This window comes from Dysgonomonas massiliensis, assembly GCF_900240225.1.
Taxonomy (GTDB): Bacteria; Bacteroidota; Bacteroidia; order Bacteroidales; family Dysgonomonadaceae; genus Dysgonomonas; species Dysgonomonas massiliensis.
Window position 1 is genome coordinate 314,099 of the sequence record NZ_OEPV01000001.1, and the last position, 21,305, is coordinate 335,403.

14 protein-coding genes and 1 riboswitch are annotated in these 21,305 nt (G+C 37.8%); of the genes, 11 read left to right on the forward strand and 3 right to left on the reverse strand.

Features of this window, described 5'->3' with window-relative positions; all coding sequences use genetic code 11:
- The first annotated feature begins 123 nt into the window (after positions 1 to 123).
- On the forward strand, positions 124 to 1,446 hold the full coding sequence (dgt, locus tag C1A06_RS01580; RefSeq protein WP_101688580.1) for a dGTP triphosphohydrolase: 1,323 nt from the start codon (positions 124 to 126) through the stop codon (positions 1,444 to 1,446).
- Positions 1,447 to 1,525: 79 nt separating this feature from the next.
- Here the strand turns inward: dgt and mgtE are convergent, their stop codons facing one another.
- Positions 1,526 to 2,911 (reverse strand): magnesium transporter, encoded by a 1,386-nt coding sequence (mgtE, locus tag C1A06_RS01585; RefSeq protein WP_101688463.1) that lies wholly within the window; start codon positions 2,909 to 2,911, stop codon positions 1,526 to 1,528.
- A 208-nt stretch (positions 2,912 to 3,119) separates the two neighbouring features.
- Positions 3,120 to 3,321: riboswitch (cobalamin riboswitch) on the forward strand.
- Positions 3,322 to 3,623: 302 nt separating this feature from the next.
- Here mgtE and C1A06_RS01590 point away from each other — a divergent pair.
- The 5 genes from C1A06_RS01590 to C1A06_RS01610 all read left to right on the forward strand — a co-directional run bounded on the left by C1A06_RS01590 (position 3,624) and on the right by C1A06_RS01610 (position 11,097).
- Positions 3,624 to 4,283: a hypothetical protein gene (locus tag C1A06_RS01590; protein ID WP_145996316.1), complete on the forward strand. Its 660-nt coding sequence runs from the start codon at positions 3,624 to 3,626 to the stop codon at positions 4,281 to 4,283.
- Positions 4,284 to 4,347: 64 nt separating this feature from the next.
- Positions 4,348 to 6,384 (forward strand): TonB-dependent receptor, encoded by a 2,037-nt coding sequence (locus C1A06_RS01595; protein ID WP_101688465.1) that lies wholly within the window; start codon positions 4,348 to 4,350, stop codon positions 6,382 to 6,384.
- Between the two features lie 211 nt (positions 6,385 to 6,595).
- Entirely contained in the window at positions 6,596 to 7,918 is a 1,323-nt protein-coding gene (locus C1A06_RS01600) for a solute carrier family 23 protein (protein WP_101688466.1), read from the forward strand.
- Positions 7,919 to 8,178: 260 nt separating this feature from the next.
- Positions 8,179 to 10,251: an FISUMP domain-containing protein gene (locus C1A06_RS01605; protein ID WP_101688467.1), complete on the forward strand. Its 2,073-nt coding sequence runs from the start codon at positions 8,179 to 8,181 to the stop codon at positions 10,249 to 10,251.
- 168 nt (positions 10,252 to 10,419) lie between these two features.
- The gene (locus tag C1A06_RS01610) at positions 10,420 to 11,097 is read left to right on the forward strand and encodes a TIGR02117 family protein (protein ID WP_185116801.1); all 678 of its coding nucleotides are present in this window, start codon (positions 10,420 to 10,422) and stop codon (positions 11,095 to 11,097) included.
- Positions 11,098 to 11,151: 54 nt separating this feature from the next.
- Here the strand turns inward: C1A06_RS01610 and C1A06_RS01615 are convergent, their stop codons facing one another.
- The gene (locus C1A06_RS01615; protein ID WP_281253914.1) at positions 11,152 to 11,694 is read right to left on the reverse strand and encodes an RNA polymerase sigma-70 factor; all 543 of its coding nucleotides are present in this window, start codon (positions 11,692 to 11,694) and stop codon (positions 11,152 to 11,154) included.
- A 431-nt stretch (positions 11,695 to 12,125) separates the two neighbouring features.
- Between C1A06_RS01615 and C1A06_RS01620 the strand changes: the two genes are divergently transcribed.
- Together C1A06_RS01620 and C1A06_RS01625 are read left to right on the forward strand one after the other, a co-directional pair.
- On the forward strand, positions 12,126 to 14,888 hold the full coding sequence (locus tag C1A06_RS01620; protein WP_101688468.1) for a SusC/RagA family TonB-linked outer membrane protein: 2,763 nt from the start codon (positions 12,126 to 12,128) through the stop codon (positions 14,886 to 14,888).
- A gap of 11 nt (positions 14,889 to 14,899) precedes the next feature.
- A complete protein-coding gene (locus tag C1A06_RS01625; protein WP_101688469.1) occupies positions 14,900 to 16,543 on the forward strand; it encodes a RagB/SusD family nutrient uptake outer membrane protein in 1,644 nt (547 codons plus the stop codon).
- A 176-nt stretch (positions 16,544 to 16,719) separates the two neighbouring features.
- Here the strand turns inward: C1A06_RS01625 and spxB are convergent, their stop codons facing one another.
- Complete coding sequence (spxB, locus tag C1A06_RS01630) at positions 16,720 to 18,441, reverse strand: pyruvate oxidase (protein ID WP_101688470.1); 1,722 nt, start codon at positions 18,439 to 18,441, stop codon at positions 16,720 to 16,722.
- 286 nt (positions 18,442 to 18,727) lie between these two features.
- Here spxB and C1A06_RS01635 point away from each other — a divergent pair, with 286 nt between their 5' ends.
- The 3 genes from C1A06_RS01635 to C1A06_RS01645 are packed head-to-tail and all read left to right on the forward strand — an operon-like array spanning position 18,728 to position 21,297.
- Positions 18,728 to 20,734: a thioredoxin domain-containing protein gene (locus tag C1A06_RS01635; RefSeq protein ID WP_101688471.1), complete on the forward strand. Its 2,007-nt coding sequence runs from the start codon at positions 18,728 to 18,730 to the stop codon at positions 20,732 to 20,734.
- 25 nt (positions 20,735 to 20,759) lie between these two features.
- Positions 20,760 to 21,041: a GNAT family N-acetyltransferase gene (locus tag C1A06_RS01640; protein WP_101688472.1), complete on the forward strand. Its 282-nt coding sequence runs from the start codon at positions 20,760 to 20,762 to the stop codon at positions 21,039 to 21,041.
- Between the two features lie 37 nt (positions 21,042 to 21,078).
- Entirely contained in the window at positions 21,079 to 21,297 is a 219-nt protein-coding gene (locus tag C1A06_RS01645; RefSeq protein ID WP_101688473.1) for a (4Fe-4S)-binding protein, read from the forward strand.
- The last annotated feature ends 8 nt before the right edge of the window (positions 21,298 to 21,305 follow it).

Below are 21,305 nucleotides of genomic sequence, written 5' to 3' on the forward strand. Positions count from 1 at the left end.
ATTTATCGTTGTTCCTATCTATAAATAATTTACCTATAAAGATATCAAAGATCGCTTACTGTATAGATAAACATTCCGATTAAAAGTAAATAATTATCTTTGAAGTATAAAATTATCTCTATGATGAATTGGGAAAGACTTTTAACTTCGAAGCGCTTCGGTATGGAGCAATTTCACGATGATACACAAGAACGTAGCGACTTTCAGCGCGATTATGATCGCATGATTTTCTCGTCGCCGTTTCGCCGACTACAAAATAAAACACAGGTTTTCCCTTTGCCGGGAAGCATTTTCGTACACAATCGCTTGACACATAGTATCGAGGTGTCGAGTGTTGGTAGATCGTTGGGCGATATTGTCGGTAACGAACTTCGAGCAAGATACCCAGAGTCGAAAGCGCCCTTTGCGCATATTGGTTCAATCGTATCGGCAGGCTGTTTGGCACACGATTTGGGAAATCCTCCGTTCGGGCATTCGGGCGAAACAGCTATTTCGAGCTATTTCTCGGAAGGTAACGGAGCATATCTGAAAGAAAAAGTTGTGGACGAAGGAGGTCGCTGGGAAGATTTTATCAATTTCGAAGGAAATGCAAACTCAATCCGTTTGCTGATACATCAGTTCAAAGGACGTCGTCGAGGTGGCTTCGTATTGACATATTCTACATTGGCTTCTATTGCCAAATACCCATATTCAGCAGTCGGAGCAAAAGGTAAATTCGGATTTTTCCAAGCCGAAGAAGAAGACTTTAAAACCATTGCCGACGATTTGGGTATGATACGACTATGTGACGATCCTTTGCGCTATTGTCGTCATCCATTAGTTTATCTGGTTGAGGCAGCAGACGATATATGTTACAAAATAATGGATATAGAAGATGCTCACAAACTGGGTATTCTGTCGAAAGACGAGGTCTTTGATCTTTTCTTGAATTTTTTTACTGAAGAGAAACAGCAGAAAAAGCTATACTATATCGACAATTTCGTAAGCGACACAAATGAACAGATCGCTTATTTGCGTTCAAGTGTCATTGGAGTGCTGATCAATCAGTGTGTCAGAACTTTTATGGAGAATGAGCAAAAGATTCTAGCCGGAGAATTTGACGGAGCTTTGGTGAAGCATATTGCGCCGATGCAGAATGCAGCATACAAACGCTGTACCGAAGTTAGCGTGAAGCGTATCTACAAAGCGAAAGATGTAGTAGATATCGAATTGGCCGGACATCGCATTATCGGCTTTTTGCTTGATACACTCATCAAAGCTATCGAAACACCCAATGCACAATATTCTAAGCTCATTCTGAGTCGTATTCCTGAGCAATACGAATTTGATTCGCCATTGCTTTACGAACGAATTTTGGCTGTATTAGACTTTGTATCGGGTATGACCGATGTTTATGCGCTCGATCTCTATCGCAAAATTACGGGTATGAGCCTACCTACAGTTTGATAATCGTATGAATATAAAAAAGCGTAAATCATTAATGGTTTACGCTTTTCTCTTTTATACTTATTCTGTTTTCAGTTCTTTACATCATCGATCCGAATATTATACTAGCAATGCCTAGATAGATGATCAGCCCCGTAACATCGACTATCGTTGCAACGAAAGGCGCAGACGAAGTAGCCGGATCGGCTCCCAAGCGACGTAATATAAATGGCAACATCGATCCGATGAGCGATCCCCATAAGACGATTCCTACAAGCGACAACGATACAGTTGTAGCAACCATGATCCAATGCTCGCCATACAGATCGGGAAAAATCATATGCCAGATATAGATTCGTATCATACCTATAATTCCCAGAATAATCCCAAGACTGAGACCTGAAACAATTTCACGTTTGAATACGCGCCACCAATCTTTCAGTTTTACCTCACCGATTGCCATCGCCTGAATAATCAGAGTTGAAGCCTGCGAACCGCTGTTACCGCCGCTCGAAATCATCAGAGGTAGAAATAAGGCCAGTACAATGACTTGCGCCAGCTGTTCTTCGTAGTGTTGCATGACCGAAGCTGTCAGCAACTCGCCTAAAAATAGAACGATAAGCCATCCGGCACGTTTCTTTATTAGCTGATGAATAGGCATATCCAAATAAGGTTCTTCCAAAGCGGCAGTACCCCCGATACGTTGCATATCTTCCGAGAACTCTTCGTCAGCAACCCATAGTATATCGTCAATTGTAACAATGCCAAGTAGCACGCCACTCGAATCGATAACGGGTAGAGCTACACGATTATTCATTTTAAAGACCTGAATAGCCTCTTCGGCAGGCATCATTACATCCAACGAAATTAGATGCTTGTCCCGCAGGCTTGATATAACGGTGCTGGGTTCGTTGATCAGTAATTCTTTGATACGTAAGTCATCCAACAAAACACCATTTTCGTCCAGTGTATAAATCACATCTATCGTTTCCGATTCCTTTCCGTTTTTTCGGATATATTTCAGAGCCTGTTCTATCGTGAAATGTTCGGGAATTGCCAGAAAATCGGGAGTCATCAATCGTCCTACGCTGTCCTCGGGATAGGATAGGAGAGTGTATACTTCTTTTCGATCTTCGGGCGATAAAAGAGAAATCAAACGATGCTGCAATTCCGAATCTTTCAGTTCACCGAAAAATGACGTTCGGTCATCCGGAGGCAATTCGTTGATGATGTCGTAAATCTTGTGATTTGGTAGTTTCTTGATCACACGCTCTTGCGTTGGATTGTCAAGAATACGGAAAGCGTTGACTGCTCGGTGAATACTTAGCGAATCGATAATCAGCGGAGCATATTCGGGGATGCCATCGACCAAAAGTTCGATGTCCGAAATGTTCAACTCATCAAGATAAGATTTTAGCTGAAGTCTGTCGCCAGATTCGATGAGAGCCAGTACTTGCTCTTTCATAAGTTCTATGTCCATTGTCATCCATAAAAATATTTTTAGGTTAGTACTGCAAAACCATTTTTGTGTGGTTTCAGGGATGAGCGTTCCGATTGATTTGTCTTGTCTAAAGCCTGTGTTTCAGCAACTCAGGCATTATACAGCCCGTCAGACGCGGTGCAAAGATACACCAATCTTTTAAAAGTTGAATCATTTAACATAAAATGTGACCAAACTTCTCCGAAAAGTATTACTTTTGTCATACAAGTTTGGTGTCACAAATTTCCGTTTGCGAAGTGCGTGATGAAAAGGGAATCAGGTGCAAATCCTGGACAGACCCGCTGCTGTAAGCTCCAAATGAAGGTTTACATAAAACCCCGCCACTGAGATTAGCTCTTGGGAAGGCAATGTAAATCGGAGTAAGTCAGAATACCTGCCAGACGTTTGATTGGTTTGAAGCTTTCGTGGTAAGAAGCTGAAGGACATTGATTGGAAGAGTTCTCTTCAATGTAATTCAATTTTGTGGTATTAAATAAACTGTGTGCTGATTGAAGAGTCATTGTGTTCCCCCTCGACTCCGAAACAGCCGTATTCTGAATCTGTTAATAGGTTGATCTCTATTAATCTAAGCAAGGCTGTCCGTGAGGATAGCCTTGCTTCTGTTTTTAGATTAAATAACTTGGTTAAAGGAATTGTTCTGCTGTTTTTATTATCTTTGCAGATAATTATCCGATTTTCGAACTGATTGTACGATATAATGAAGAAGTGCATATTATCTTTTATTTCACTATTGATTCTGACTACGCTGTTTTTCTCTTGCAAAGACAATATAACAGGGAAGGATACTTTGCAACCTACTGTTGAGGCAATTAAGTTGAATTGGAATCGTCCTATCAGAATCAATTTTGATTCGGTACAAGTTGATACTATTTTCGATAAAGATGATCCTACTAAATATACTCTAGACACTATTGCCGAATTTGAAATAGATACAATTGTTTATACAAATATTGATATTGCAGACTTCGAATCGCAAGGGGGACACAAAGATACCTTGATTACTGGCGATACGGTTTTTTTCTCGGCATACATGGAAGATGATCATCAACTGTCGAGCTTTATACTCAGACTGTTTAAGAGCGGTTTTCCTACTGTAGCAGAAACGCAGACCGATACAGCTATCGTAATGCGAAAGGTTTGGCAAGAAGTATACGGATTGAAAGATACTCTTATCGAAAATATGCGTGCTTACCCTATAAAAGATTCTATTCCTAAGATAATTGATGGTAAGCAGGTGACTTTACCCGTTGCTTCGGGAGATTATATTTTCAGAGTAGTTCTTATTGATACATACGGTAAAGCGGACTCGGTAGATCATAATGTTTGGATGATGCATCGTAAATCTTTATTGAAATAAGTCGTCATTCTATTCTACTTTTTATACTTTCGTCTTGTTAAACTTTAATTTTAATTAAAAACAGATGAAAGAAAATCGAAAATTTAATGAGAAAAAGGCCTTCCGATTCAAACGATTCGTGAAGCGGTCTTACAGTGTGTTCAATAGTCTGAACAAGACAGTGAGCATAGGAGTTGTTGCAGCTACAGTACTGACATTTGCACATGCTACACCAACAGCAGCACAAACTCAGGCATCTGATCATCAGACGGCATTGATGGAAAAAGAACTGGACGAAGTGATGGTTACGGCCTCCCTTTCAGAGCTGCCATTGGAGCAAACAGCGAAGCCGGTTGCTATCATTACAAAGCAACAGATAGAGCAAGCTCCCGTCCGAAGTATCGAAGATCTGCTGATCTATGTAGCAGGAGTAAATGTTGCCCAGCGCGGAGGGCATGGCGTACAAGCCGATATTTCATTACGCGGAGGGTCGTCAGACCAAACAGCCATTTTGTTGAATGGCATCAATCTTACCAACGCACAAACAGGACACTACAGTTTCGATATACCTATCAACCTTTCGGATATCGAACGAATTGAAATCATCAAAGGATCATCATCACTAATTTACGGAGCAAGTGCTTTCTCGGGTGGTATAAATATCATCACAAAGAAAGATGCGAAATCGAATGCTTATCTTTCTCTCGGAGCAGGTATGCACGATTTATATAATGCCCAAGGGCGCGCAGCTTTAAAGAAAGGAATTGTATCATCAAGTCTTTCGATGAGCTATAAAACATCGGGAGGGTATATCGCAAATAGTGATTACGATATGTACAACGCGTTATGGCAAACTAACTTGCTGCTGAATGATGCTAATCAGATCAATCTGCAATTAGGTTACAACGACAAGCATTACGGAGCAAATACGTTTTATTCGGCAGCTTATCCCAATCAGTACGAGCGAACAGATACTTATCTGGGAACATTGAAAGGAGATTTTGCTTTGGGCGAAAAGAAGGCTTTCAAGATAGTACCTTCTTTGTATTGGACACGACATCACGACCAATTCGATTTGGTGAAAAATACAACGACCGGACGCAATTACCACAGAAGTGATACTTATGGTGGAGGCTTGAATCTGCGATACTCTTCAAAGTTGGGGATTACCACTTTGGGTAGTGAATTGCGTCGAGACGAAATTCTGAGTACAAATCTAGGAAAAGACAGCCGTCCGCACGGTGCTTATTATAAAAAATACGATAGTCGTACAAATACAAGTCTGGCAGCAGATCATTCGTTGACTATTGCTAAAGTAAACCTTTCTGCAGGGATCATGCTGAATCATAGTTCACACGAATCAGATTGGTATTATTTACCAACGTTTAGCGTTAGCTATAAGCCTCAAGAGAATTATAAAATATATGCATCGTGGAGTAAGGCTATGCGCGAGCCTACTTTTACCGATCTGTATTACAGTACGGTTACGCATTCGGGAAATGATATGTTAAAGACAGAACGCTCAGAAAATGTAGAGTTGGGATTCAACTTCCGTAATCGTTTTATGTCGGCATATGCAACTGCTTATATGGCTTGGGGCAAGAATATGATAGACTGGCTACGTCCTATGGGCGAAAAAGTCTGGGAATCAAATAATCTGACAAAAGTAGACAATATGGGTGTTGAATTGGGTGTTAAATTTCAGCTCTATGGATTATGGAATGCCCTTGGAAAACAATCAACTCTAGCTGTCGATTATGTGCGTATGCACCAACGACGAAACTCGGTAAAAGAAAACTTCGAATCGAAATATGCACTGAATTATCTGCGCGATAAAGTTAGCATCAATCTCAATCATCAGATTATTGATAATCTAACGATGAGTTGGTATTGGCGGTTTCAGACAAAAGAAGGGTCTTTCAAATACAAAATAGGGGATGAGGAGCGCATGCGTAATTATCCTTCGTATGGCGTACTTGATCTGAAGGTAAATTACAGAATAAAAAAACTTGACTTGAATCTGTCGATGAACAATCTCTTAGACCGCGATTATTTCGATATCGAGTTTGTTCCGCAGTCGGGCTTCTGGTTGATGGGAGGTATTTCGTATACCTTTGATTAGAATTTGAAAAAATACATACAAAAGTCGGGTAATTCTATATTGGAAAAGCCCGACTTTCTTCGATTAATAGAATGTACGTTTTATGTGATTTTATCTGGAAAAATGATGTATTAAAATTCTATAAAAAACGAATTATTATTATCTTTGAGACCCGAATAACCAAATTGCCGAATCGTGAGGTTACGGCTTTTTTTATGCTCAATTTTAAAATATGAATAGAAATCCTGAAGAAGAGAAAAAAGTAGTACTTGGTATCGATGAAAAACCCAAGTTTGCGCAATGGATGCTGTTGAGTATTCAGCACCTTTTTGCAATGTTTGGTGCCACAGTTTTAGTTCCTGCACTGACAGGAATGAGTCCTGCCGTAGCCTTGGTGTCGAGCGGAATTGGAACATTAGTTTTCATCCTGATTACACGCGGAAAAGTTCCATCTTATTTGGGATCGTCATTCGCATTCATCAACCCTATTATTGCTGTCAAAGCCTTGGAACTCGACCCTACATCGGGAGTAAGTACCGGTAGTTTTCTGGTTGGTAGTTTTCTGGTCGGAGTCACTTATGCAATCGTAGCGCTGATAATAGCAAAAGCAGGAACTAAATGGCTGATGAAGCTTCTACCTCCGGTAGTTGTTGGACCTGTTATTATGGTTATTGGTTTAGGTTTATCTGCCACCGCGGTAAATATGTCGACAAACAATCCCGCAGGAGATTATGATTTAACGTATGTATTGATCGGTCTTGTAACGCTGACAATAACAATTATGACAGCTATCTTCACCCGAGGATTCCTGAGTGTGATACCCGTTCTGGTAGGCATTGTAGGTGGATATGTCTTTTCAATCATAATGGGAGTCGTAGATCTTGGACCTGTAATTGCAGCCAATTGGGTTGAGTTGCCTCCATTTCAAGTACCTTTTGTACACTATACACCATCATTTACTTGGCGTGTATTGCTGATGATGGTTCCGGTAGCAATCGTTCCGATTGCCGAACACATTGGTCATCAGCTGGTACTAAGTAAAGTTGTAGGTAAGGACCTGATTGAAGATCCGGGATTAGACCGTTCGATGTTGGGAGATGGTGTTGCGACAATGATTGCTTCAGTGATCGGAGGACCGCCAAATACAACTTATGGCGAAAATATCGGAGTGTTGGCTATTACTCGTGCATTCAGTATTTATCTGTTTGTCGGTGCAGCTATATTTGCAATCATGTTCGGGTTCTGTGGTAAAATTGCAGCCTTGTTGGCAACTATACCAACTCCGGTAATGGGTGGTGTATCAATCCTTCTTTTTGGTATTATCGCTTCGAGTGGATTGAGAATGTTGGTCGAAAATAAAGTCGATTTCAGTCGTAAGCGTAATCTTATCATAGCATCGGTTATTCTTGTAATTGGTATCGGTGGAGCAGCAATACATATCGGAAAAGTATTTTCGTTAGAAGGTATGGCCTTGGCTTCTATCATCGGCGTTGTACTTAATCAGGTATTACCGGGTAAGCAAGTTGTAGATTTCAATGAAATGTTCAAAGACTAAGAGATATTAGTCAAAATATACTGAAAAGTCCTGCAATGTTATAATTTACATTGTAGGACTTCTTTTTGAGATCAATATAAAGTTTTTTGATACAGAGTATTAACCTTAACGCGAAATATTTGTATGAATCTCAAAAATTAGTTTACTTTGAAACCAATAAAAGCACATTCACAAATTTTCAAAGAAATTAGCAATATTCAGACTGAGATGAGATATAGTACTCTCAACAAAATTACACATACATTTAATAGGACCTAATTATGATATTAAAAGCTTTACAAAGAACAGCATTATTATTTTCATTATTTCTATCATATGCTTCATCGCAGGCACAAGTAACTATTGGAAGTGCTGAAGAAGCAAATAAAGGTAGTTTACTTGATCTAAAAGAGAAGAATACCCAGGGAGCAAATTCATCGAAAGGTTTACTGCTGCCACGAGTTAAACTTTTAGATCATGAAAAGTTGCAACCAATGTATTCTTATACCGAGGGTAATACACCTACGGAAGCCGAACTATCAGCGCACGAAGGACTTGTTGTTTATAATACGAATGGATGTGCTCCTTTCGGATTTGGTTCTTATGTATGGATTGGTAATAAATGGGTTAACATATCCGAAATAAATTCGATACCTCTTCCTTCAGAAACTATAAATATCGATACGTTGCATATTCTTAGTGGAATGGATGCAAGAGGATCATCACCTGCAGCATTAACATTTCAGTGGATAGGAGAATCTCCAATGTTTGGGATGCCTACTTCGGCTGCAACAGGAAGTATATCGGGACCAATTGAGTTTACATCACCTCGCGGTTTAACTCCGAGTTCGGGTAGTTGGGAATCATCTCCGGCTACATTATCAGTCTGGGCTAATGATATGACTACTTCGTTAGTTACGCCTTCGTCTCCATGGAAAACACGTCAATCCCTATTGAATTTAATTATCAAAGGAAATGATTGTGGCCCTACTTATTCGAAACAATTGTATCTGAATCAGACTAATTATGCGATGATAGCAGGTAGCGCAGCATCTCCGGTTACGGATGTGAAACTGAAGAATACGGATGGAGGGCAGATAAAGATATTATCGAATGTACCATGGATCGCATATACTGTAGCTAATAGTTCAGATTGGTCGGTAACAAAAGTATTGAGTAGTTACACAACAGAATTGAAAGACAAAACAAATAGTGACGGAACTACGGGTAGTGACGATGATTTTGTTTATAAAGCAGCCGCAGCCGGTATTGGGACAAGATTTACATCAGTAACTGTAACGTTTAAAGATCCGGAACAAAGAGCAAAGGATATAAAGATAAATATTGAGCAGTGTGATGGAACCCCTTTGATGAAAGATGTACTCACAGCTACTCCTACAGAAACGAGTTCGGGCAGCACATCTTGGGCGGGTAAGGTTGTTCGCCATGAGGCAAAGGCGAATGTATATGAAGAATTTTATTCAGCAGATTTCGGTACGGCAGGCAGATGGATGATCACAAATTTAGCAGCTAAAGCTTATGATGGAGTAAGTCACAGTGCTAGTCGTACATTATCAGGTCCTCAAGCCAATAGTAACTCGGCATACAATGCTGCATATTGGGCATATCCGAGTAAAACAAGCTTAATTGATGCAACGGAATTCAATAAAAATCCGCATTTAGGCTATTTGTATACATGGGATGCAGCTTCGGGAGGAAAAGGTGGTACTGATGGTAAACAAAATCAGGACAGAATATCATCTGGAACTAATAGCTGGGTAGGTGACCGAAGCGAGTCGGCTTTATCTGAATGGCTAGGAGAAGTGAATGCTTCTAATCGTCCTAAAGATTCTCAAAAACGTCGCCAAGGAATTTGTCCTAAAGGATGGCATTTACCGAGCGATTATGAATGGACTCTATTGGAACAAGAAATCGTAAGGAATACAAAAAAATATTCTAACGTATCAAATAATATCGATAGTGGTGATGGAGTCCAGTTGGCCGCCGTTCCTCAAGCTGCAATATTAAATGAAAAAGACACAAGTGGAAGTAGCGACAAATGGCGAGGTTCTACACATGGACAAGCTATGAAAGATGCTTGTGAGTTGGATTTCAAAGGAACAAGTAATCATGCAGCATCAAATGGATTTAGTTTACAACTACCGGGCTTTGGCGATAAATCAACAGCATACGGTTTCGGTCAGGAAGGCATGTATTGGACTAGTAGCATTGCTCATGGAGAAGCGGCTTATGGGCGAAAATTTGGTACTGATGGAGGTGTCTATCGCAATGATGTCTATCGTTATAGACCTTATCGCTATTATCAGTTTTCGGTAAGATGTAAAAAGGATTAATCTTGAAATATATATGAATCAAATAGCCAGGCCTTCATAACCTGGCTATTTTTGCTTATAAGAAAATCAAGGTTATAAGCTTAGAATTTGTAATATAGCTATATTGTTAACGAAGTTTTTTATCTTTGCGCCTATTTATTTTTAATAATTGGATTGAATTAACAAATTATGATAAAACGAATTCTGAGAATTCTTAAACGAATATTAATAGGTATTGGCATTTTCACAATTCTATATTTTGCAATTGGCCATATCTGTTCTCAGATAATTATGCCTGCCGAAGAGAATGTAGTAGGAGATATCTGCGTTTATATCAAAACAAATGGCAAGCATACCGATATCGTTGTTCCCGTATGCAATGCTGTGAAAGATTGGAGACAAGATATTCCATTCGCTAACAATATTACGCAAGATACAACTTATAATTATCTGGCTTTTGGATGGGGAGATAAGGGCTTTTTTCTAGATATGCCTACTTGGGACGATCTGACCTTTAGCCTGGCTTTTAAAGCAGCTTTTTGGCTTGGATCAACAGCTATGCACACAACTCATTACTACGATCTGGAAGAAGATAAGGATTGCCGTAAGATAATGGTCAGTCAGGATCAGTATAAGCGTTTAGTAGCATTTATCACACAGAAGTTTAAGACTGATGAGGAAGGTCGGTTTATAAATATAAAGACAGATGCAACTTACGGGACCGATGATGCTTTTTACGAAGCTCATGGGCGTTACAATCTCTTCTATTCTTGCAATACATGGGCAAACAATGCGCTTGCAGCTTGTGGACAAAAACATTGCTTATGGACTTTCTTTGATGATCCTATTTTCGATATTTATCAATAAGAGAGTTGCAAATAGAAAGACTCAACGTAGGTTGTGGTTATAATAATGAGTATTTTATGAAATGTAGTCTTTCAGCCTTTTGCGTAACAGTGTGAGAGCTTTCGTTATGTGAAACTCTACACCTTTAGTTGAAATCTCCAGTTTATCGGCTATCTCTTTATAAGTTTTATTTTGCATCCTGCTGAGAGTAAAAACTTCACTCGTTCGTGGGCCTAATTCTTCCAGAGTTTCATTAACAATCTTCTCAATTTCTTTCGAGAAGATTTCTGATGGATCGCAGGCTTCCAACGAAGAAATATTTGTCTGTATCTCCCAAAGAGCAATATCTTGAAGATTGCTGATCGTTTTTAGACGAGTCTCTTGTTGTCGAAGAAAGTCGAGACATTTATTTCTGACAATTGTTAAACAATAAGCTTCGATATTCGAATCTTCATTTAGCTCTGGTAGTTGATTTAATAGTATTATAAATGAATCACTTACTATGTCTTTAGCAACATCTTCATCTTTCACATAACTATATGCAAAATTAAAGAAGCGATGATTATTTTTTTTATAAAAAAAATCGAAAGAAATGTGTTTTGATTCAGAGATGTCCAACTATATATCTTTTTACTATTGCGAGCCGTAAGTTCTTTGTTTATTGAGCAAACAAAACTACTATAATTAATTTAGATAGCAAAAATATAGATTTTTAATGTTTTTTGATTTTCATATAATTTTCTACTTATTGTATTTCTAGTAGATATTTGTTTATGTGAAATGTAAATGGCTATTTTCGGTTATTTATGATTTTAAATACGCTATATTGTAGTGTTAATTATCTAATATGCTTCCTATTTATTTCTTTTTGTAAAATGATTGTTGTTTTTTTATCTTATATTTGTTATCTGTAAGTGAAAGCTTCGACCCATTGTAATGAATATTTATTTAATGACTTTAATTGCCTGATTTATCGACTGAATTAGGTGGAAATTTATTATTTTTATGAATATCGTATTTTTCTCTCAGATAACCTTAAATATAAAAACATGATAAAACACACATTCATAAGAAGCTGTACGATTCTTCTGTTATTACCTATTATTATTCTTGGAGCTAATGACGCTGCAGCGCAGGTTCAGACAAGTCCAAAAGATTCAATTGTTGATCTGGAAGAGGTCATGGTTATCGGCTATGCCACAGGTAGTCTGTCAAAAGTATCCGGAGCAATTGATCGTATAAGTGAAGTTGATATGAATAAAGGCTTGACTGTTTCTCCATTGGATGCTATCAGAGGTAGGATAGCAGGGGTAAACATTTCACCCGCCAATAACGGACCTGCAGTTATGTCATCAGTGAGAGTACGGGGTACTACTTCATTGACAGGAGGAAACGATCCGCTGATTATAGTGGATGGTATATTTGGTAATATGAATACATTGAGTAGTATATATCCGGCAGATATCGAGAGTTTTACAGTCCTTAAAGATGCATCCGAAACGGCACAGTATGGTTCGAGAGGAGCTTCGGGAGTAATCGAGATTATAACAAAGAAAGGAAGCGATAAACCGTTTAATATAAGTTATATGGGCAACATTAGTGTCGATGATGTTGCTAAAAATCTGAAGATGCTTTCAGGTAATGAATACAGACAAGTTGCTAAGAGTAATAATTTTGAAATTGCAGATCTTGGAGCTAATACTAATTTTTTGAAAGAAATGACTCGTCTTGGAATTATTCACAATCATCATTTGGCGCTGAGCAGTGGTACTCCAACATTTAATTACCGAATGTCGGCAGGATTTATAAATAGCGAAGGAGTCGTGAAAAATAATAATTCTAAAAATTATACAGCTAAACTCGATATCCATCAAAAGGCATTTAATAATAGATTGACTATCGATGCCGGAATGTTTGGTTCTGTTCTGAAACAGAATTATCTGTTCGATTTTCAAAAGACTTTCTATTCGGCAGCTGCATTCAATCCTACATATCCGAATCATAGAAATAAAACGACCGGAAAATGGGATCAAATCTCTTACGCCAGCCAAATTACAAATCCACTAGCATGGCTCGAGGTTGATGATGATGAAGAAAATTCGCTCATAAATGCACATGCTAATGTCAAATTTTTTATTACTGATGATCTGAAAGTAACAGCATTCGGATCATATACATATAATTCGATAGAAAATTCGCAATACCTACCTACCACAGTGTGGGGGCATGGGCAGGCATATAAAGGGCTTAAAAAGACAGAGCACTTGATGGGAAATATTGTTCTGAATTATAAAAAATACTTTGGTGATCATTATATTGATTTAGTGGGTATGACAGAGTATCAGCGAGAAAAACTCACGGGATTTTATACGACGGCAACAAACTTTTCGACCGACGAATTTGGTTATAATAATCTGCAGGCAGGAGCATTGAGGCTTTGGGAGGGAACAAATTCTTATTTCGAAGATCCACGACTTCTTTCTTTTATGGGACGTGTCAATTATGTTTATGACAATCGTTATATACTGACATTAAATGCGCGTGGTGATGGATCGTCAAAAGTAGGAAAAAACAATCGCTGGGGATTTTTCCCTTCTGGATCAGTAGCATGGGCCATTCATAAAGAAGAATTCATGAAAGCATATCCTATCTTCAATGAACTGAAGTTCAGAATGGGATATGGTTTGGCTGGTAATCAGAATGCAATAGACTCTTATGTTTCTCAGCAATTGATGAAACCTAACGGAGTAACGCCAGTTGGAGGATCTCCGACTGTAACATTGAGTACAATTCGAAATGCAAACCCAGACTTGAAATGGGAAGTAAAGAAAACTTTCGATGTAGGGATAGATCTTGCTTTGTTAGATAATCGAGTCTTTTTCAAAGCTGATTATTATAATTCTAAAACAACCGATATGTTGTATACCTATGCAGTCAGTGTACCGCCATTTGCCTATAATAGTTTGCTGGCAAACCTTGGTTCGATGCGCAATAGTGGATTAGAATTATCGTTAGGTATAGCCCCGATCAAACAGAAAGATATTGAGTTGAATATCAATGCAAATGTTACTTTTCAAAGCAATAAATTATTGTCATTAGATGGTGAGTATAATGGCGAACAAATGAATACTCCCAAGTATATCAACGTAGCAGAGTTGAATGGAGCTGGAATGCATGGAGGATATAATCAGATTGTTTATCATATAGTTGGGCAACCTTTAGGTGTATTTTATTTACCCAAAAGCACTGGACTGGTAGAAGGTACCGACGGAAAGAATAGATATGGAATAGAAGATCTTAATGGAGGAGGAGTGAGCCTGGATGATGGCGAGGACAGATATATCGCAGGACAAGTGACTCCAAAAGTATTAATGGGAACCAACATTGGATTCCGTTACAAAGATTTTGATATTACCATGCAAATCAATGGAGCATTTGGCCATAAAATATATAACGGAACGTCATTGACTTATATGAATATGAATGCTCTGCCCGATTATAATGTAATGAAGAAGGCTCCGAAAGCCAATATTCACGATCTGACGGCTACCGACTATTGGCTCGAAAAAGGTGATTATGTTAATATTGATTATCTGACATTGGGTTGGAATGTACCTCTAAAGAATCTTAATACAGATGGTAAAGCATTACGCTTGACTTTCTCGGTGCAAAATCTGGCAACTATAACCAGTTATTCGGGGTTAAGTCCGATGATTAATAATCAGGTTTTGGATCAGACTCTTGGTATTGATGACAAAAGAACTTATCCTGTATCAAGAACATTCTCTTTTGGGTTGAGCTTTAAATTTTAAATCGAACGACTATGAGAACACATAAATTATATTTTGCGATATTATCACTATTAATTTCAGTAGGTATTTTATTTTCGAGTTGCTTAGACGAAAATGCAAGAGATCAAATTCCAGAAGAAAAAACGCAGGAAAGCTTACAAAGTTTGTATCTCAATTATGTAGCTTCGCTTTATACTTATATCGGCGGCTACGAAAAAAGTCAGGGATTGCAGGGAACCGACCGTGGTGTTTATGACTTTAATACATTGACTAGTGATGAGGCGATAATGCCGGTGCGGGGCGGTGACTGGTATGATGGCGGTTTCTGGAAAAATCTTTACTTACATACATGGGGTGTGAATGATCGGTCGATAAAAGCAATGTGGGAATATCTTTACAAAGTTGTTATTCTGAGTAACAAGTCGATAGAAGTATTAGAGAAAAACAAAGCTAAATTTGATGAGCAGAAGCTTGATCAGTACATTGCCGAAGTCAGGGCATTTCGTGGAATCTACTACTATTATCTGCTCGACCTGTATGCTCGTATACCAATTACAACAAGTTCTACTATGCCTATCAAAGATCTGAAGCAGGCAGAACGTAGTGAAGTGTTCAATTTTATTATTAATGAACTCGGCGAAGCTCTTCCTCTCCTTAGCGAATCGCACAGCAATAAATTTGGAGATTATTATGGAAGAGTAACAAAGCCAGTAGTTTATTTTGTCTTGGCCAAGATGTATTTGAATGCTGAGGTTTATATGGATGATGATTGGACCGACTCGAATCGGCCGGAAGGCACTTCAATGAACTTTGAGATCGGTGATAAGACGTATAATGCATGGGAAGCTACAATTTACTATTGTGATCTGATAAGCCAATTGGGATACCGCTTGTCAGACAAATATGAAGATAATTTCGAAGTGTTTAATGAATCTTCTGTCGAAAATATTTTTATAATTCCGATGGACAAACGTAGCTATACCAATCAAATGATTTATTTGTTTCGCTCACTTCACTATAACCATGCCCAAGCTTATGGAATGTCGGGAGAGAATGGTACTTCAGCGACTATAGATGCTCTGAAAATATTCGGTTACGATACTGATATGGTAGATCCACGTTTTGATAAAAATTATTATTCAGGGATTGTCTATAATCTTGAAGGCGAAGTTGTCAAAACTGATTTAGGTAAAACTCTAGAGTATCTGCCATGGAAAGTTCAGCTAGATTTGTCCGATTTGGCACCATTGTATCAGAAAATGGCTGGTGCTCGTATGAAAAAATATGCGATTGATAAGACAAATATAAAAGATGGTAAGTTGATAGATAACGATATAGTCCTTTTCAGATATGCTGATGTATTGTTGATGAAGTCGGAAGCGAAAGTACGTAATGGTCAAGATGGCAGTAGCGAACTGAACCAAGTGAGGAGTCGTGTAGGTGCTCCAGAAAGAGTTGCTACACTAGAGACAATTTTGGATGAACGTTTGCTCGAACTTGCATGGGAAGCTTGGAGAAGGCAAGACTTAATTCGCTTCGATAAGTTTCATAAAGCTTACGATCAAAGACCTCAATTGATAGGTGAGGAGAGTAGATATACGATTGTATTTCCAATTCCAAAAAGTATTATTGAACTAAATTTGAATTTGACTCAGAATAATGGTTATGGTAAATAAAATTTATTATTTGCTATTTTAGAAATATGTTGTTATATAGGTCTATTAGAATGATACTATTTATAGAGATTTTTCGAATCTCATTTTTGGACGATAATAGTTAGGATATCCAGAGATTGCATTATTAAAAGAGAACCACCTTCAGTCTAAAGATGGTTCTCTTAAATAATAATGTGTTATTTTAGTAATTGGGCTAAAGCCGGCATACCTTTCACTTGATATTTTTCTTTAAAATCAGTTATTTCTTTCTGACTATATTTATCCGTATCTAGAATAAGTTGCTCCACTGGGAGAGGTCTGTCTCCATGTAACTTAATGTCAATAACAACTGGTTTCTTACTTGCTTTGGCTTCATCGAAGATACGAGGTAGTTCTTTCGGATCAGTAACTGTAAATCCTAATGCACCCATTGCTTCAGATGCTTTCCCGAAATCTGCTCCTTGAAGGAATACTCCAAATTTATTTTCTGCATCATCCTCTTGCTCAGCTTCAATAAATCCAAACGAATTGTTAGAAAATACGATATTGATAATAGGCAAATTGTATTTAACTTGAGTGATTATATCCTGCATTACCATGGCAAAACCTCCATCACCACTCAGTGTGAAAACCTGCTTCTCAGGGAATGACAACTTAGCTCCTATACCTCCGGGAACACCATATCCCATAGTTGCAAACCAACCGGATATTGTAAACTTTTGTTTTCCATTCAGATCTAAATGTCTCACCGAATTAATTGTAACATTACCCACATCTGAAATGAAAATAGCATCTTCTTCTGCTATGCGGTTAATTTCTCTAAATACGGGTTCCGGACGAAGAGGAGAATCAGTATTATCATAAAAACTCCTGATCCAATTTCTCCAATTTGTTTTGTTTTCTTGGTTTGCTGCCAGCCATTTGTCTTTCGGTCGGGGCTTACCTAACTCAATCATTTTTTGTAATGTCAATTTCCCATCTCCATATATGGCAACATCAGTTTTATGCCTCCGTCCAAATGTCGTTAAATCTGTATTGATATGAATAAATTTAGCATCCTTATTGAAAAAATATTCAGCAAAAGGGAAATCACTTCCGGCAAAAATTATCAAGTCTGCTACTGCTAGAGCTTCAACTCCGGGTTTTGTTGCTACTCTTCCGGCTTGTCCTACATAGTTCGGATATTGATCGGGAATAATTCCTTTACCCATTGCCGAAGAAGCAACAGGGACAGAAAAATATTCACAGAACTTTTCTATATCCTTCCAGCCACCTTCGAGTCCGCGACCAATATAAAGGATCGGTTGTTTTGCCCTTTCTATCAATGCAAGAGCTTCTTTTATATCTTTCTCGTCAGGTTGTATTGTCCCCGTTCTGTATGTCGGAGCTGTAGATGTATAGTTGTCATCTATTTCAATATTTCCAAAATCAACGGGAATCGTAACTACTGCCACCCCTTTATACTGATATGCGTGTTTGATCGCTTCGTCGATGACATGAGGAAGACTTTCCGGTGTCATCACTGTACGGTTGTATACACTGACATCCACAAACATTGGATTTTCATTAAGCTCCTGAAATGCATTGTAGTTCATCTTATTAGCGCCCACTTGCCCAATAAGTGCCAAGACTGGAGCATGATCCATTTGAGCATCATACAAGCCGTTAAACAGATGGGTAGCACCAGGACCCGCCGTACCAAAACATACGCCTATCTGTCCACTTAGTTTAGCATAGGCAGATGCTGCTATTGCTCCAACTTCTTCGTGTCTTACTTGAATATAATTAATGTCTTTTTGCTCTTTAAACAGAGCATACATTGTAGAGTTAAAAGAACCTCCAGGTATACCATATACATTCTTTACTCCCCATGATTTCAGTACATCAACCATGGCCACACTTGCTTGAGTCTTTCTCATACTGTTGCTTTTTAAAATTCTATACAAGTTAATAAAAAAAATAACAAGACTCTATTCCTTGAAATAATGACTATCGGATAACTCAATAGATAATATAGATGATGTGTATTGCACAGTCTATATTGATTGCAATGTGTCTAATATTTTTGTAACTTCGAAAGAGATTATTTACTGAACTAAACAATAACGACCCATTTTTATTTTAGACTTTTAACACGTAACGGCTTAGAATATCTCATTCTGTGCTTATTTAACTTTATTTGAAAATCTTACAAAATTATTTTTTATGAATGAACTTCAATACGAAAGTAGTCCTTATCTGCTACAACACGCACAAAATCCAGTAGACTGGAAAGCTTGGAATGAAAATAGTCTGAAATTGGCAAAAGAATCAGACAAACTCATTATTGTAAGTATTGGCTATTCAACTTGCCATTGGTGTCATGTTATGGAACATGAGAGCTTCGAAGACCAAGGTGTTGCAATGCTTATGAATGACTATTTTGTTTCGATAAAAGTCGACAGAGAGGAACGTCCCGATATCGATGCCCATTATATGAAAGCAGTACAAGCAATGAATCAAAGAGGAGGTTGGCCGCTTAATGTTGTCTGCTTACCTGATGGCAGGCCGATATGGGGAGGAACATATTTTAGGAAACATGACTGGACGGATGCCCTAACGAAACTACATCTGTTTTTTACAGAGAATCCGGAGGAGTTATATAATTATGCTGAAAAGTTGGATCAGAATATTGCTGATGCGGGTAAAGCACCTGTTAAGATAGAAGAAAAAAACGACTTTGATTTACCAAGTCTGATTGAGGATTGGTATCATTATTTCGATCGAGTATATGGAGGTTATGGACGAGCTCCTAAGTTTATGATTCCTAATAGCTTGAATTTTCTACAGAGGTACAGCTATCTTAAAAATGATAATACTGGTCTTGATTTTGTAGACTTGACACTAACTCGTATGGCTTGGGGTGGATTGTTCGATACTGTACAAGGTGGATTTTCAAGATATTCAGTCGATGAACAATGGCATATTCCTCATTTCGAGAAAATGCTTTATGATAACGCTCAACTGTTGTCGCTCTATGCCGATGGGTATAAACGGACAAAGAATCATTTGTACAAAGAAGTTATAGAGAAAACAATTGATTTTATAACGAGCGAATGGAGCAATGGCGAAGGCGGATTTTATTCCGCTTATGATGCCGACAGTTTGAATGAGTCAGGAAAATTAGAAGAAGGTGCTTATTATAGTTGGACAGAGGCAGAATTGGAGGAAATAATTGGAGCAGCAGACTTTCCTGTTTTTAAAGAAGTATTCAATATCTATCCTCAAAAGATGTGGGAACACAAATACGTTTTACTGCAAACAGAAACATTGGATAAAATAGCTGCTAAATATAATCTTTCTTATGAAGAACTTATACAAAAAAAGAAAGATTGGGAAGGTCGATTAAAGAGCGAGAGAGAAAAACGCTCTAAACCTCGATTGGATGATAAAACGTTGACAAGTTGGAATGCAATGCTTATTGTCGGACTCCTAGATGCTTACAGTGCTTTAGGAAATAAAGAATATCTAGTGTTAGCTGAAAATATTTATCAATTCATCAGTCAGAAACTTGTTGATGGAGAGCTAAATCTAAAGCATACTTATAAAGAAGGAAAAGCAACAATAGATGGATTCTTGGAAGATTATGCTTTTTATATATCTGCACTGGTTGCTTTGTACGAACATACTCTTAATACAGAGTATCTGAATCAGGCAAAGGCAATTACAGACAAGGTTATTGTCGATTTCTTTGATGAAGATAGCAGATTCTTCTTTTTTAATAAAAAGGAGAATAGTGAATTGATCCATAACACAATAGAAACCGATGATGGTGTTATTCCTTCTGCAAATTCACAGATGGTTAATAACTTATTAAAGATTGGATTAATATTCGAAGATGCAAACTATAATAACATCGCTGAATATATGCTTGATACGATGAAGCATAATATTGGATATGCTCCTTATTTTTCAAATTGGCTGTCAGCCGAATTATATTATTCTGAACCTGCCGAACTTTTAATCAGTGGAGAAAACGCTTTGGAAGAAGTTCTGAAAATCAGAAAGAATATCGTAACTAAAACTTTAATATTAGGCAGTAAAAATAATACAGAGATACCATATCTTAAAGGAAAGTTCAAAAAGGATAAGATACAATTTTTTTATTGTACTGACCGTGTGTGTATGCAGCCTCAAACATCGAATGAGTTTTTAAAAGAAAGCAAACTTTAATTTCAAATCCCAAAATATTAAAATTATGAGTGAAAGAAAATTTTTAAACAACAAAGAAGAGAATCAATACGAACTACATGTAGGAGAATACTTCTCTTTAGCAATGTATAAAATCAATAAAGAAGGAGTTGTTTATATGACACATACTGAAACACCCTCAGAGTTAAAAGGTCAGGGTGTAGCAACCGAATTGATTGAAAAGTCACTTCAAGACATAAAAGAGCAGGGGCGAAAAGTTTATCCGCTTTGCCCTTTCGTTATTGCTTATATACGAAAAAATCCTGAGTGGAAAGAAATTGTGAAATAGAGTTATTAATATTATCAAAGTTAAAAGGAAAACTATTATGGAAAAGAAAGTAATTGAATACAAGACCCAAGACCTTACTATATTTTGGAAACCCGATATCTGCAAGCATGCAGGAGTATGTACCAAGACATTGCCAAAAGTATATAATGTGAAAGAAAGACCTTGGGTGAAACCGGAGAATGCAACAACAGAAGAGCTGATAGCACAAATTGATGCATGTCCATCAGGTGCATTGTCCTACAAACGGAATAAGTAGAGAAAACT

What these genes read in the sequence shown, in the direction of transcription:
- C1A06_RS01620 (WP_101688468.1), top strand. Translation starts at nt 12,126, where the DNA reads ATGATAAAACACACATTCATAAGAAGCTGTACGATTCTTCTGTTATTA.
- C1A06_RS01635 (WP_101688471.1), top strand. Translation starts at nt 18,728, where the DNA reads ATGAATGAACTTCAATACGAAAGTAGTCCTTATCTGCTACAACACGCA.
- dgt (WP_101688580.1), top strand. Translation starts at nt 124, where the DNA reads ATGAATTGGGAAAGACTTTTAACTTCGAAGCGCTTCGGTATGGAGCAA.
- C1A06_RS01600 (WP_101688466.1), top strand. Translation starts at nt 6,596, where the DNA reads ATGAATAGAAATCCTGAAGAAGAGAAAAAAGTAGTACTTGGTATCGAT.
- C1A06_RS01605 (WP_101688467.1), top strand. Translation starts at nt 8,179, where the DNA reads ATGATATTAAAAGCTTTACAAAGAACAGCATTATTATTTTCATTATTT.
- spxB (WP_101688470.1), bottom strand. Translation starts at nt 18,441, where the DNA reads ATGAGAAAGACTCAAGCAAGTGTGGCCATGGTTGATGTACTGAAATCA.
- mgtE (WP_101688463.1), bottom strand. Translation starts at nt 2,911, where the DNA reads ATGACAATGGACATAGAACTTATGAAAGAGCAAGTACTGGCTCTCATC.
- C1A06_RS01625 (WP_101688469.1), top strand. Translation starts at nt 14,900, where the DNA reads ATGAGAACACATAAATTATATTTTGCGATATTATCACTATTAATTTCA.
- C1A06_RS01640 (WP_101688472.1), top strand. Translation starts at nt 20,760, where the DNA reads ATGAGTGAAAGAAAATTTTTAAACAACAAAGAAGAGAATCAATACGAA.
- C1A06_RS01595 (WP_101688465.1), top strand. Translation starts at nt 4,348, where the DNA reads ATGAAAGAAAATCGAAAATTTAATGAGAAAAAGGCCTTCCGATTCAAA.
- C1A06_RS01645 (WP_101688473.1), top strand. Translation starts at nt 21,079, where the DNA reads ATGGAAAAGAAAGTAATTGAATACAAGACCCAAGACCTTACTATATTT.
- C1A06_RS01610 (WP_185116801.1), top strand. Translation starts at nt 10,420, where the DNA reads ATGATAAAACGAATTCTGAGAATTCTTAAACGAATATTAATAGGTATT.
- C1A06_RS01590 (WP_145996316.1), top strand. Translation starts at nt 3,624, where the DNA reads ATGAAGAAGTGCATATTATCTTTTATTTCACTATTGATTCTGACTACG.